The organism is Avibacterium sp. 20-132, assembly GCF_023611925.1.
In the GTDB taxonomy this organism is placed as follows: domain Bacteria; phylum Pseudomonadota; class Gammaproteobacteria; order Enterobacterales; family Pasteurellaceae; genus Avibacterium.
Genome location: NZ_CP091456.1, coordinates 1,481,123 through 1,494,516, shown reverse-complemented (window position 1 = coordinate 1,494,516; position 13,394 = coordinate 1,481,123). Strand labels below are relative to the sequence as shown.

General features: G+C 40.3%; 12 protein-coding genes. 2 read left to right on the top strand and 10 right to left on the bottom strand.

Annotated elements, in window-relative coordinates:
* Positions 1-39: 39 nt before the first annotated feature.
* From adk to galE, 4 genes are all read right to left on the bottom strand, one after another.
* On the bottom strand, positions 40-684 hold the full coding sequence (gene adk / locus L4F93_RS07115) for an adenylate kinase (RefSeq protein WP_250349652.1): 645 nt from the start codon (positions 682-684) through the stop codon (positions 40-42).
* A gap of 133 nt (positions 685-817) precedes the next feature.
* Positions 818-1,819 (bottom strand): bile acid:sodium symporter family protein, encoded by a 1,002-nt coding sequence (locus L4F93_RS07110; RefSeq protein ID WP_250349651.1) that lies wholly within the window; start codon positions 1,817-1,819, stop codon positions 818-820.
* Between the two features lie 34 nt (positions 1,820-1,853).
* Positions 1,854-3,122, bottom strand: a complete 1,269-nt coding sequence (locus L4F93_RS07105; RefSeq protein ID WP_250349650.1) for an AmpG family muropeptide MFS transporter — start codon at positions 3,120-3,122, stop codon at positions 1,854-1,856.
* Between the two features lie 72 nt (positions 3,123-3,194).
* Positions 3,195-4,211: a UDP-glucose 4-epimerase GalE gene (gene galE / locus L4F93_RS07100; RefSeq protein WP_250349649.1), complete on the bottom strand. Its 1,017-nt coding sequence runs from the start codon at positions 4,209-4,211 to the stop codon at positions 3,195-3,197.
* Positions 4,212-4,405: 194 nt separating this feature from the next.
* Here galE and L4F93_RS07095 point away from each other — a divergent pair, with 194 nt between their 5' ends.
* Entirely contained in the window at positions 4,406-5,719 is a 1,314-nt protein-coding gene (locus tag L4F93_RS07095) for an NCS2 family permease (RefSeq protein WP_250349648.1), read from the top strand.
* Positions 5,720-5,793: 74 nt separating this feature from the next.
* Here L4F93_RS07095 and pheA read toward each other — a convergent pair whose 3' ends face one another.
* From pheA to hchA, 4 genes are all read right to left on the bottom strand, one after another.
* Positions 5,794-6,957, bottom strand: a complete 1,164-nt coding sequence (gene pheA / locus L4F93_RS07090) for a prephenate dehydratase (RefSeq protein WP_250349647.1) — start codon at positions 6,955-6,957, stop codon at positions 5,794-5,796.
* A 209-nt stretch (positions 6,958-7,166) separates the two neighbouring features.
* Positions 7,167-8,162 carry an NAD(P)H-quinone oxidoreductase gene (locus L4F93_RS07085; RefSeq protein ID WP_250349646.1) on the bottom strand — a complete coding sequence of 332 codons (996 nt, stop codon included), beginning with the start codon at positions 8,160-8,162 and terminating at the stop codon, positions 7,167-7,169.
* Between the two features lie 15 nt (positions 8,163-8,177).
* Positions 8,178-8,927: an SDR family oxidoreductase gene (locus L4F93_RS07080; RefSeq protein WP_250349645.1), complete on the bottom strand. Its 750-nt coding sequence runs from the start codon at positions 8,925-8,927 to the stop codon at positions 8,178-8,180.
* A 94-nt stretch (positions 8,928-9,021) separates the two neighbouring features.
* Positions 9,022-9,888 (bottom strand): glyoxalase III HchA, encoded by an 867-nt coding sequence (gene hchA / locus L4F93_RS07075; RefSeq protein WP_250349644.1) that lies wholly within the window; start codon positions 9,886-9,888, stop codon positions 9,022-9,024.
* 145 nt (positions 9,889-10,033) lie between these two features.
* On the opposite strand from hchA, the gene L4F93_RS07070 reads away from it, so the two are divergent.
* The gene (locus tag L4F93_RS07070) at positions 10,034-10,954 is read left to right on the top strand and encodes a LysR family transcriptional regulator (RefSeq protein ID WP_250349643.1); all 921 of its coding nucleotides are present in this window, start codon (positions 10,034-10,036) and stop codon (positions 10,952-10,954) included.
* A gap of 62 nt (positions 10,955-11,016) precedes the next feature.
* Here L4F93_RS07070 and lpxC read toward each other — a convergent pair whose 3' ends face one another.
* Both lpxC and ftsZ read right to left on the bottom strand, forming a co-directional pair.
* Complete coding sequence (gene lpxC, locus L4F93_RS07065) at positions 11,017-11,934, bottom strand: UDP-3-O-acyl-N-acetylglucosamine deacetylase (RefSeq protein ID WP_250349642.1); 918 nt, start codon at positions 11,932-11,934, stop codon at positions 11,017-11,019.
* Positions 11,935-11,976: 42 nt separating this feature from the next.
* Positions 11,977-13,284, bottom strand: coding sequence for a cell division protein FtsZ (gene ftsZ / locus L4F93_RS07060; RefSeq protein WP_250349641.1), 1,308 nt, complete (start codon positions 13,282-13,284; stop codon positions 11,977-11,979).
* Between the last annotated feature and the right edge of the window lie 110 nt (positions 13,285-13,394).

The following is a 13,394-nucleotide window of genomic DNA, read 5'->3' as shown; positions in this document are numbered from 1 at the left end:
CCCCTTAAAATCAAGGGGATTAATAAAGTGCGGTGGAAATTAAGCCAAAATTTTATCTAATTCTGCGCTCACTTCTTCCACTTTTTGGGTACCGTCTAAGCGGAAATATTTCGTATTCCCCGCTTTAGCTTCTGCTTGGTAGTAATCCACCAGTGGCTTGGTGGTATTGTGATACACTTTCAAGCGATCTAATACCGTTTCAGGCTTATCATCAGCACGAATAATTAACGCTTCGCCTGTCACATCGTCTTTTCCTTCCACTTTTGGTGGGTTATACACAATATGGTAAGTACGCCCTGACGCTTGGTGAACACGGCGACCGCTCATACGTTCTACGATGACTTCATCTGGCACATCAAATTCCAGCACATAATCAATGCTAATACCCGCACTTTTTAAGGCATCAGCTTGTGGAATGGTGCGTGGGAAGCCGTCTAATAAAAAGCCTTTTGCACAATCATCTTGCGCAACACGTTCTTTTACTAAAGAAATAATTAAATCATCTGGCACAAGTTGCCCTGCATCCATTAAGGTTTTCGCTTGTTTACCTAATTCCGTCCCCGCTTTAATCGCCGCACGCAACATATCACCGGTTGAAATTTGCGGAATACCAAATTTGTTCATAATGAATTGTGCTTGCGTCCCCTTACCAGCACCGGGTGCACCTAAAAGAATAATTTTCATAGTAACCTCATTTTTAGAAAAATTTGCCTTACCATACCGTTAATAACGTTAAAACTCAATACTCAACAAATGATGAACATTAAATTTGTACTATTTAATGAAAAATTAAGCAAAAAATGACCGCACTTTCACTTTAGTTCACTTCATCAATGTTGATTTGTTTAATTTGTTCCAAATGTTGTGGTGATTTACGGTATTTATCTAGCCATAATAAAAAATTAGCATAGACAGTTCCTGCCACAGAATGCCACACGCAAGCAACGGCACAAACCACCGCAGATTCTGGAATGGTTGGGAAGAATTTCATACTTAAGCCCGTGGCTAACCCTGCATTTTGCACGCCAACTTCCAAGGAAATGGTTTTCTTTTTGGCTAAGCTCATACCAAATAATTTCCCTGCGGAATAACCTAGCGCATAGCCAATCACATTATGTAGCACAATACAAAGTAAGATCATTAAACCTGACTGTAAAAAATAATTGCCATAAACGGCCACAACGCCTCCCACAATAAAGGCAAAATTTATCACCGCAACGCCGGGCATTAAGGCTTTAATATCTTGGAACCATTGTTTACGATGTAAAGTAATATTTAAAATTGACCCCACTGCCACAGGTAATACCGTAACCAAAAGCATAAATTTGAACATTGCCCAAGCATTCATTTCTACGCTTTGCCCAACAAGGTAGTTAAGTAACAAGGGTGTCATTACTGGTGCAAGCAAGGTTGAAACCGTGGTCATTCCCACTGAAAATGCCACGTCGCCTTTACATAAAAAAGTCATAATGTTAGATGCCACGCCACCGGGGCAAGATCCCACAAGCACTAAACCAAGTGTCAAGGCAGGCGAAAGGTCAAAACTTTTTGCAATGGCAATCGCGACAAAAGGCATAACGGTATATTGCACAAAGGTGCCAATTAAAATATCCAAAGGGCGTTGCGCAAGCACCTGATAATCTTGCTTACCTAAGGTCATTCCCATTGAAAGCATAATAATACTGATAATAAAAACTTGTGTATCGCCTTTGACCCAAGTAAATAAACTCGGTTGATAAAAGGTAATCAGTGATAGCACAATAATAAAAAGTGCGGTGAATTTTGCTAATAAAAAACTGAGCTTCTTCAAAAATTGCATTACTTTCTCCTACATTTCTCTATCAATAAACGCGCTAGCTCCCCTCATTCCAAGGGGCAACTTTGACTAAGCATAACATACCGGGGATTGCCAGCCAGAAACAAAGCCAGAAATAATCATAGTAGCCTAGCCAATCGATCAATGCCCCTGCTTGGGTATTGAGCGTAGCCCTTGGTAATGCGGCAAGGCTGGTGAATAAGGCAAGCTGAGTGGCGGTGTAAAGTGGGTTGGTTTCCCTTGCCATAAAGGCAACAAAGGCAGCGGTACCTAAGCCGATGCCGATATATTCCGCCGCCACAACAAGGGAAAGCGACCACAAGGCACGGCTATCTACAAGCTCAAAAGGCCCTTGTTTAGCTAGCCACGCAAAGCCAAGAATGGTGATAATTTGCACAAAGCCAAATAACCATAAGGCACGGTTAATACCGACTTTCAGCATTAAAATTCCACCTAAAATGCTCGCGATGACCATTGGCCATAAAGAAGCGTTTTTCACGACCAAGCCAATCTGCGTTTTGCTAAATCCCATATCTAAATAAAAAGGTGAAATTAACGCCGTTGCCATACTGTCGCCCAATTTATACAGAAAAATAAACGCTAAGATCCCTAAGGCAGACCAGACGCCTTTGCGTTGAAAAAATTCACTAAAAGGGTCAATCACACTTTCTTTTAAAGTGCGGTGCTTTTTGAGTGTGATGTTAGGTTCTGTACTTAAAAATAGACACATTAAAATCCCCGGCAACATAAACATCGCGGTGATAATAAATACCGTTTGCCACGGAAAATGATCAGCCAAAATTAGTGAAAGCGAACCGGGAACAAGCCCAGCTATACGGTAAGCATTAACGTGAATAGAATTACCTAAACCTAATTCCTTATCAGTTAAAATTTCTCGTCGATACGCATCTAGCACAATGTCTTGCGTAGCAGAAAAAAACGCACAAAGCACACCCAAGGCTGCAATCAAACTCAACCCAGCCTGCTTGCTTGGATCTAAAAAGCCAAATAATGCAAGACTGATTAATAATAAAATTTGTGAAATAAACATCCAGCCACGACGACGTCCTAAGAAAGGCGGCACAAAACGATCGAGCAACGGCGCCCAAATAAATTTCCACGAGAACGGAAGCATCATCAGGGTGAAATAGCCTAAGGTTTTAAGATCCACATTTTCTGCACGCAACCAAATAGGTAATAAAGACACAAGAACATAAAGAGGCAAGCCTGAGCTAAATCCGGTAAATAGACAGATCAGCATATTACGGCTGAAAATTTGTGAAAATAAGTGAATTTGTGTAGTCATAGCCATCGAGTGCGGGGTATTTTTCAAACAAATTGTGCTGTAAGTTTCCTTACAGCACAATGATATTAAGGATTAATCACGGTACCCTTGAGGGTTCTTTTTCTGCCAATTCCACGTATCCTGCATCATTTCCGTTAAGCCACGTTCTGCTTTCCAGCCTAATTCTTTTGCGGCAAGCGATGGATCGGAATAACAAGTCGCAATATCCCCCGGACGGCGCGCCACTAACTGATAAGGAATGTGAATATTATTGGCTTGTTCAAAGGCATTCACCATATCTAACACAGAATAACCTGTGCCTGTACCAAGGTTATAGATGTGTAATCCTGCATCGTTTTGGTGACGATCTAAGGCTTTCAAATGCCCAACGGCAAGATCCACAACGTGAATATAATCGCGTACCCCTGTGCCATCGTGCGTGTCGTAATCGCTACCGAATACAGAAAGTTGCGGTAATTTACCAATTGCCACTTGGCTAATATAAGGCAATAAATTATTTGGAATACCTGTTGGATCTTCACCAATTAGCCCGCTGTGGTGCGCCCCTACTGGGTTGAAATAACGCAAAATAGTAAAACTAAATTTGTCTTCTGCTTTAGCAACATCCGTTAAAATTTGTTCCACCATTAATTTGGATGTGCCGTAAGGATTGGTTGTGCCGCCTACTTTGCACTGTTCGGTGATTGGCACAATTTCAGGATCGCCATAGACGGTTGCCGATGAGCTAAAGACCAAATTCCACACACCTGCCTTACGCATTTCATCGACTAAGACTAACGAGCCAGTGACATTATTCATATAATATTCAATCGGTTTACGAACGCTTTCGCCCACTGCTTTCAAACCAGCAAAATGAATCACCGCGTCAATGTGATTCTCCGCAAAGATTTGCTGCAACATTGCCCGATCTAACACATCGCCTTGATAGAATTTCACCGCTTTGCCTGTGATTTCCTCAACACGCTGCAAGGATTTCGCCGAAGAATTGGATAAATTATCCAGTACCACCACGTCTTTTCCCACATTTAATAATTCTACAACAGTATGAGAGCCAATGTAGCCCGCACCGCCAGTGACTAAAATCGCCATTTTTTCCTCACTTAGGTTATTTGTATTATTTGACGGCATTATAAACCATTTGTAAAACAAGCCCAAAAACTTCCGCAAAAATCACCGCACTTTCTATCAAGCAAACGTTTACTATTCTTTTCTTTTCTGTAAAATAGCGCCATTTTTATTTCAACAAGGCTTTTTATTTTAACTTCATTAACGAAAGGAAATTTATGTTCGCAGAAAAACTTTTTGAGATCACCAAACGTGGCTCAACGGTACGCCAAGAAATTATTGCTGGTCTCACCACTTTCTTGGCAATGGTGTATTCCGTGATTGTAGTACCAAATATGTTGAGTGCCGCCGGCTTCCCACCAGAAAGCGTATTTATCGCCACTTGCTTGGTATCAGGCTTAGGCTCAATTCTGATTGGCTTATGGGCAAACGCCCCAATGGCAATTGGTTGCGCCATTTCATTAACCGCCTTTACGGCATTCAGCCTTGTACTAGGGCAAGGCGTGAGCGTTCCTGTTGCACTGGGTGCAGTATTTTTTATGGGGCTTGTTTTTACCTTAATCTCTGCAACAGGCATTCGTGCGTGGATTTTACGCAACTTGCCTGCAAGCATTGCGCAAGGTGCGGGAATTGGGATTGGTTTATTTTTATTATTAATCGCAGCCAATGGCGTGGGGATTGTGGTTGGCAACCAAGCTGGTTTGCCGGTAAAACTCGGTGATTTCACCACCTTCCCTGTGCTAATTTCCCTTGCGGGGTTAGCGGCAATCATCGGCTTAGAAAAAATGCAAATCAAAGGCGGCATTTTGTGGGTAATTATTGCTATCACGCTTATCGGTTTAGTGATTGATCCAAATGTAAAATTTAGTGGTGAATTATTCAAAATCCCCACTTTTGGTGAACAATCCTTATTCCTTGAGCTGGATTTAATGGGCGCATTACAACCTGCGATCTTGCCCGTTGTTTTTGCCTTAGTAATGACCGCCGTTTTTGATGCCACTGGCACAATCCGTGCCGTAGCAGGGCAAGCAAACTTGTTAGATAAAGACGGGCAAATCATCAATGGCGGCAAAGCCCTCACTTCAGATTCAGTGAGTAGCTTATTTTCAGGCTTATTTGGAACAGCGCCAGCAGCGGTATATATTGAATCCGCCGCTGGTACCGCAGCGGGCGGTAAAACAGGGATCAGTGCGATTGTTGTGGGTCTCTTATTCCTTTTAATGCTCTTTTTCCAACCCCTTGCCAGCCTTGTGCCTAGCTACGCCACGGCACCTGCGTTAATGTATGTCGGCTTGCTAATGTTAAGCAACGTAAACAAATTAGATTTTTCTGATTTTATTGGTGCGATGAGCGGTTTAGTTTGTGCGGTATTTATTGTACTAACTGCAAATATCGTAACAGGCATTATGCTAGGTTTTGCCACACTGGTGATCGGACGAATTATCAGCGGTGAAGTGAAAAAACTGAATATCGGTACGGTATTAATCGCCGTGGCATTATTAGCCTTCTATTTAGGTGGCTGGAATATTTAATCTCTCACTAAAAAGAAGTGCGGTGGAAATTTTTCGATTTTTCCACCGCACTTAAATTTACACATCTTACCCGTTTAATTGACTTCCACCGGCTTTACAATCTCACTTGGGTAGCAGCCGAGTATTTTAAGATAATTACTGTATTCTCTTAACTCCTCTAGCGCTTGTTGTACGGCAGGATTATGGATATTCGCATCAATTTCCAAATAGAACATTTCATCCCAAGGCTGACCATAAATCGGACGAGATTCTAACTTCGTCATATTAATATTGTGCTTTTTAAATACCAATAACGCGTCCACCAATGACCCCGCTTGTCGTTTATTGGTTGTCATCAGCAATAAGGTTTTTGCCTGAATTTGAGGCGATACCGCAACAGGTGCTTTCGCTAATACAATAAACCTTGTAATGTTATTTTCTTGGTTGGCAATGTTGTTTTTGAGTACACGCAAGCCGTACAGATGACCGCCATCTTCATTACCTAACGCAGCAATATTTGGCTTGTTCAGGCTCGCTACAAGCTGCATTGCGTGAGAGCTACTTTCGCAATATTCAATATGCACACGGTCAAGGCGACGAATAAATTGACTACATTGTTGAATGACTTGCGGGTGGCTGTATAACGTGTCAATTTGACTTAATTCCCCCTGCTCTGTGGCTAATACACAATGTTTTATCGGATACGCTAATTCTCCGATTAAAGAAAGATCCGTATGTTGCAATAAATCGTAAACTTCATTAATTGAGCCTGATGTGGTGTTCTCTAGCGGTAAAATGCCGTAATCCGCCTCGCCATTTTGCACTTTTTCAAAGACTTGCTCAAAAGAACTACAACTTAGTTCAATAAATGGCTTTTGATAGCGTGTTGCGTAACTACGCGCCGCAAGGTGAGAATAAGAACCGCGTTTGCCTAAGAATGCAATATGGCTATTTTGCTCACGCTGTTCATTGAGTTTCTTTTGTAGATAAGCTTGTTGAGTGAGTACAGAATCTTCAATAATTTTTTGGAAAATTTGCGTAATATATTGCGGATCAAGCTGATAATTTTGTGTTTCTGCAAACTGAATCAGCTCTTGTAATAATTGCTGTTCACGTTCTACATCACGCAACGCTTTTTGTGTGATTTCCTTACTACGCACAACATCATAAGCTAAACGATGACGTTCCGAAAGCAGTTTTAATAAACTGCGGTCAATTTGAGTGATCTGTTGTCTGATTTCTGCTAAATCCAATGCCATTTTATTCTCTCGGTTATGGGGAATGGAGGTAGGATAAACAAGATTGTTAAGGAGATCAAATGAATATCGTATTAATCATAAGGAAATAATGAGGCTTTTTAATGAATAAGGGTTAACACTAATGAATTAATATTAAAAGTCAGAAAAAAGAAGTGCGGTGCTTTTTACACAAAAAAACTAAATCATTTTCACCGCACTTTATTTTATAGTTAAATAGTTTGCGTTTTATCAAATGCAAGCATTATCTTGCCAATATGCGTTCCTTTATCCATTTCTTGGTGTGCCTGTTTAACCTCTTTAAAATCAAACAATTGATGAATAATGGGTTTGCCAATTTGCTCGTTTTCTAATTGATGCCACACATTCTCTTTTAACGATTGTGCGATTTCAGCTTTTTCTTCCTTGGTGCGACTACGCATTGTTGAACCTGTAATATGGACACGCTTTAACGCGATTTGCAATAAATCCACGTTTGATGCCACTGCTCCGCCCATAAAGCCGATCAAAAATAATCTGCCATTTTGTTTTAAGCAATCTAAATTGCGTTGGAAATAACTGGCACCAACCACATCTAAAATAGCATCAACACCGCCTGCCTGTTTGATGACTTCTGCAAAATCTTGCGTTTTATAATTAATCGCAACCGCACCGTATTGTTCAACAATAGTACATTTTTCTGTATTACCTACGGTTGCGTAGGTTTTGATACCAAGACTTTTGGCAATCGCTAAGGCAGTTAAGCCAATACCACTTGTCCCACCGTGAACCAATAAGTGTTCTCCAGCTTTAACCTGTTGTTGCATAAATAAATTTACCCATACAGTAAACAATGTTTCAGGCAAAGCAGCCGCCTCTACTAAAGAATAATTTTTCGGAATAGGCAAAGCTTGACTGGCTGGTACGAGACAATATTCCGCATAAGCGCCGCCATCAGTTAAGGCACAAATCTTATCACCTAGCTGAAATCCACTTACGCCTTCGCCAATGGCAACGACCGTACCTGAAAGCTCTAACCCCATAATGGGGGTTACCCCTTTCGGCATTGGGTACAATCCTTGACGCTGCATAATATCAGGGCGATTTACCCCAGCGTAAGCCACTTTCACTAACAGTTCACCCGCTCGTGGTGTTGGAATGGTAGCTTGTTGAATAAATAAAACGTCGGGTGCTCCCGCTTCTCGCATCGCAATTTGTTGCATTGTCATCCTTTATTCCTTAATTTAGAACTCCTGTACAGTGGGGCGAACAGTAATTTCATTCACCGCCACATTATCTGGCTGTTCCACCGCATAAGCAATGGCTCGCGCAATAGAACTAGCAGGAATTTCGTGAGCAGCATAAAATTTTTGTACACGCTCACGAGACTCAGGGTCACTACTGCTGAATTTTAGCTCACTTTCAATCGCACCGGGGTAAAGGGTGGTAACACGAATATTATGCCCCGCCATTTCAGCACGCAAACCTTCGCTAATGGCTTTCACCGCAAATTTTGTTGCACTATATACTGTGCCGCCACCTGATGATACTTTCAAGCCCGCGACTGAGGATAAATTGATAATATGCCCCGCATTCTGGCTTAACATTGTCGGTAACACAGCGGCAATACCATAGAGTACGCCTTTAATATTGACATCAATCATTCGATCCCATTCATCCACTTTTAACGCACTCATTACCGCTCCCGGCATAATACCTGCGTTGTTAATTAGCACATCAATACGACCAAATTCCTGTAATGCGGTTTGTGCTAGTTTTTCTACCTCTTCACGTTTTGATACATCCATTTGCACCACAACAGCTTGTCCACCTTGTTGTTTAATGTGCGTTGCTAACTTTTGTAAGCGTTCTAAGCGTCTTGCACCTAAAACTACTTTCGCACCTAAAGCGGCTAGATGGCGAGCCGTTTCCTCACCTAAGCCACTTGATGCACCTGTAATTAATACGACTTTATCTTGAATGTTGTTGTTCATTATCGTTCCTTTGTTTGGCTTAATTTATTGATAAAACAGAAATAGAAAAAGAGCGGTGAAAATTTCCTCAATTTTTACACCGCTCTTTTAAAAATTATTTCACTGCTTTCAATAATTCATCAGCAGCTAAAATCCCTAAATTATTTGATGCCAATGGGCTATCACCAGTAAGCAATTTACGATCTTTATGAACTTGTCCTGTGATGCCTTCATTCATAATTTTCACACCTAATTTAGCTAAATTTTCACCCACTAACCATTGTAATTTACCCGGCATATAACCAATTGCTTGGTTTGCACCTTCATCTAATGCATCAGGGAAAACACAAAGCTCATAGCCTTTAAATGGAAAATCTTCTGCTTTTTCGCCGACACCTGCTGCTAACAAAGAAGCTGGTCCGTGACATAAAGTAATCACGTGTTTATCTTTCGCTAATGCCCAATCTAATACTTTCTTCACCTCTTTACTGTGTGGCACCCCAGCTAATACACCGTGACCTCCCGGAATAAATACGGCGATATAAGGTGAATTTTCAGCCAATACCTCAGGTAAAATCTCTTCTAATTTTTTTGGATTTACTAATTTTGGCAAATATTGATTATATAAATCCATAACGGCTTTATCTTCTTCTGGCATTGCCCAAATTTCTAATTTCACAGGGTTACCTGATAACGTTGCCACATCAATTTCAAAACCAGCGTGGTGCATATGCAACATCGGTAATAACATTTCAACGGGGTGGTTACCTGTTGAGAATAATTTGCCGTTTTGCATTTCAATATAGCGCTCATCAGTACCAATCATTAATACTTTGTGTTTACCGCCCGTATATGGTTTATCGAATTTGAAGCCATCGAAGTCCGTTTTTTTGCTGGTATATTGGGTTAAAGAATATTCTGATGGGAAGAATGCATTGTGTTCAGCGCGATCTGCTACTGGATTTTTACTTAAATCTGTCATTATTTACTCTCCAAAAGTATTTATATTGTATAAAGTTCACAATGAAAAACCGTTTTAGCGTTTTTTCTGGCGTGCATTTTACCCCTAGATAATTGGGTTGAAAAGGAATAAAATTGGAATAGACTATTCGCAAAAAAGGAATAATATGAATAAACTTGATGCGCTTCGTTATTTTAGTGTCGCGAGTGAAACCTTAAATTTTCGTGAAACGGCACAACGGCTTGCCGTATCGCCACAAGTGGTAACACGCATAATAGCCGAGCTAGAAAATCTGCTAGGCGAACCCTTATTTCAACGTAATACACGTAGCATTAAACTGACAGAATTTGGCGAACAATTTCTCCCTCAAGCACAACAATTATTAGCAGATAGCGAACGATTGTTTTCTTCACAAAAAATTAATGATAAAGCAATGCAAGGCATTGTGAGAATTACCCTGCCACCAATGCCTTATAACGATCAACTTTTGTATGAATTATTGCTTGCCCTCGAGCCTTATCCTGATTTGGTAATTGATTGGCGTGTATCCTTAGATAAGCTAAAAACGATTGATGATCAAATTGATATTGGGTTGCGCGTATGCCTTGAACCAGAACAAGATTGGATTGCTCATCACATCTTTACTATACAAGAAAAAATTGTCGCTTCGCCAAAATTATTACAGCGTTTAGGAACACCTGAAAATCTGCAAGATCTTGCATTAAACTATCCACTCAGCGGTTTGATCAACCCCAAACTTAAACGTATTTGGCACTGGCAAATTAACTCTCAACAACATTTTATTCCAACCCACCCAAAATTTTTGGCTTCTGATATGTATAGTGAATTACAATCTGCCTTAGTTGGACGCACTTGCTCGCAGTTAATTGATATTTTATGCCAACCTTATATTGAGCAAGGAAAATTAGTAGAGCTTTTCCCTGAAATAGAAAAACAAAAATGGCAACTTTATTTATATCGACCTTATCAAAGTGTGGTGAGTGAGCGAGTATTATTTGTTTTTGAAAAATTAAGTACTATTTTAAAAAGTATTGTCCATCAGATAGAAATGAAAAAAAGCAAATAAAATAAAAAGTGCGGTAAAAAATAAAGCCATATTTTTCAATATGGCTTTATTCCTTTTAATATTTAGATAAATACTTGATTTGGTGCGAGATAACCTTGTGGTACTTGCTGTTTATCTTCAAAGGTAACAAACTCCCACGCCTCTTGATCTTCAAGCAAGGCTCTTAATAATTTATTATTTAAACCGTGTCCTGATTTATAGGCTTTGAAATCGCCAATGATGTTATAACCACACATATATAAATCACCAATCGCATCTAACATTTTATGACGAACGAGTTCATCTTTAAAACGTAAACCATCTTCATTTAAAATGCGATAATCATCAAGCACGATCGCGTTATCTAGGCTACCACCGAGTGCTAAACCTTGTGATTGTAAATATTCGATGTCTTTCATAAAACCAAAGGTTCTTGCACGGCTAATCTGTTGCACGAATGCTTGAGCTGAAAAATCCATCACATAATTACGCACATCTTTGCTAATCGCTGGATGATTAAAATCAATGGTGAAATCCAGACGGAAACCATTATAAGGTTTAAATTCTGCCCATTTATCACCATCTTCTACGCGAATTGGCTTTTTCACGCGAATAAATTTTTTCGCGGCATTTTGTTCTTCAATACCAGCATCTAATAAAAGATAAATAAATGGGCTAGCACTACCGTCCATAATTGGAATCTCAGGTGCGTCCACCTCAATAATCACATTATCAATCCCTAATCCTGCTAATGCGGCATTTAAATGCTCAACCGTGGAAATTCTAATTCCTTCTTCATTTATCAAGCAGGTACAAAGCATCGTATCACGCACTGCATTGGCGTTGGCAGGGAAAGTTACTGGCGGATTTAAATCCGTACGGCAATAAATAACACCGGTATTTGCCATTGCTGGGCGTAAAGTTAGTGTGACTTTGTTTCCACTATGTAACCCAACACCCGTTACTTTAATACTTTGTTTTAAGGTTCTTTGTTTAATCATAATATTTCCTAAATCCATTGAATAACAATAAGATTTATTCCTTTATTTATCTTCCGGTTTACGCATAAAACTGTTCGCATTCACTAAGCCTTCTTCTCTTTTAAGTGAATTTAAACGATCAGTAATTGGCGTATCTAAAATATTTCTATGTGTTAAATCAGCAGGACGATTTGGCATTTGCCCCACTTGTGAATTATGCGTCTGATAGCCTGTTGCTTGCTGTTGTCCAAATGGTTCTTGATTAACTTTTTGCATTGGCTGACCTAATGGTACGGTACGTGGTGCAATTTTAATATCTGGTGCATCAATATCACCAATCCCCGTTGCGACAATGGTTACACGGATTTCATTCGACATATCTGGTACTAACGTTGTTCCTACCACAACCGTTGCCTCTTCTGATGCAAAGGCTTTAATCGTATCCCCCACTATGGTAAATTCATCTAAGGTTAAATCAAATCCAGCAGTGACATTAACTAACACGCCTCTTGCCCCAGATAAATCCACATCTTCCAATAATGGGCTAGCAACCGCTTCCTGTGCAGCTTTCTCTGCACGTCCATCACCCGCTTCACCTTCAACCACACCAGATCCCATCATCGCGCGCCCCATTTCAGACATTACGGTACGAACGTCTGCAAAGTCCACGTTAATTAAGCCGGGAGAAGTAATCATATCGGAAATACCCGTTACTGCATTACGGAGAATATCATTTGCAGCAGCAAAGGCATTTACTAAACTGATGTTTTTACCTAATACTTTTAATAATTTTTCATTTGGAATGATAATCAAAGAATCAACGTGTTTAGAAAGCTCTTTAATTCCCATTTCGGCAAATTGCATACGCTTTGGACCTTCGAATGCGAAAGGCTTGGTTACTACAGCAACAGTAAGGATACCCAAGTCTTTTGCGATTTGCGCAACAATTGGAGCGGCACCTGTTCCTGTACCACCGCCCATACCTGCGGCAATAAATACCATATCCGCCCCTTCAAGCATTGCACGAATCGCCTCTTGATCATCTTCTGCGGCTTTACGACCAACATTTGGATTAGCACCTGCTCCCAGTCCTTTGGTTGTTGAACCACCAATTTGAACGGTTTGTTGTACTTTGCTTTTACGCAAGGCTTGTGCATCAGTATTTACCGCATAGAAAATAATTCTATCGTGTTCGTCATTTGCAGTTGGGAAAGCTAATTCATCAGCCCCCACTAATGTGCCGCCAATATCGTTTTTTATCATATTAGCAACCATATGATCCACAGCGTTACCGCCACCACCGCCAACGCCAACGACTTTAATAAGTGCGCCGTTCATATCACCAAGATCATAATCCACTGGTTCAAACATAGTTATTCTCCGTTAATGCCAGGGTTTTGCTGGCACAAAATTAAAACCTAAATTGCTCTTATTGTAGATGAAAAATGCAAATTCTCAAAATTCAGACCGCACTTTATTAA

What these genes read in the sequence shown, in the direction of transcription:
- hchA (WP_250349644.1), bottom strand. Translation starts at nt 9,888, where the DNA reads ATGACAGATTTAAGTAAAAATCCAGTAGCAGATCGCGCTGAACACAAT.
- L4F93_RS07105 (WP_250349650.1), bottom strand. Translation starts at nt 3,122, where the DNA reads ATGACTACACAAATTCACTTATTTTCACAAATTTTCAGCCGTAATATG.
- L4F93_RS07110 (WP_250349651.1), bottom strand. Translation starts at nt 1,819, where the DNA reads ATGCAATTTTTGAAGAAGCTCAGTTTTTTATTAGCAAAATTCACCGCA.
- pheA (WP_250349647.1), bottom strand. Translation starts at nt 6,957, where the DNA reads ATGGCATTGGATTTAGCAGAAATCAGACAACAGATCACTCAAATTGAC.
- lpxC (WP_250349642.1), bottom strand. Translation starts at nt 11,934, where the DNA reads ATGATTAAACAAAGAACCTTAAAACAAAGTATTAAAGTAACGGGTGTT.
- L4F93_RS07095 (WP_250349648.1), top strand. Translation starts at nt 4,406, where the DNA reads ATGTTCGCAGAAAAACTTTTTGAGATCACCAAACGTGGCTCAACGGTA.
- L4F93_RS07085 (WP_250349646.1), bottom strand. Translation starts at nt 8,162, where the DNA reads ATGACAATGCAACAAATTGCGATGCGAGAAGCGGGAGCACCCGACGTT.
- L4F93_RS07080 (WP_250349645.1), bottom strand. Translation starts at nt 8,927, where the DNA reads ATGAACAACAACATTCAAGATAAAGTCGTATTAATTACAGGTGCATCA.
- adk (WP_250349652.1), bottom strand. Translation starts at nt 684, where the DNA reads ATGAAAATTATTCTTTTAGGTGCACCCGGTGCTGGTAAGGGGACGCAA.
- ftsZ (WP_250349641.1), bottom strand. Translation starts at nt 13,284, where the DNA reads ATGTTTGAACCAGTGGATTATGATCTTGGTGATATGAACGGCGCACTT.
- L4F93_RS07070 (WP_250349643.1), top strand. Translation starts at nt 10,034, where the DNA reads ATGAATAAACTTGATGCGCTTCGTTATTTTAGTGTCGCGAGTGAAACC.
- galE (WP_250349649.1), bottom strand. Translation starts at nt 4,211, where the DNA reads ATGGCGATTTTAGTCACTGGCGGTGCGGGCTACATTGGCTCTCATACT.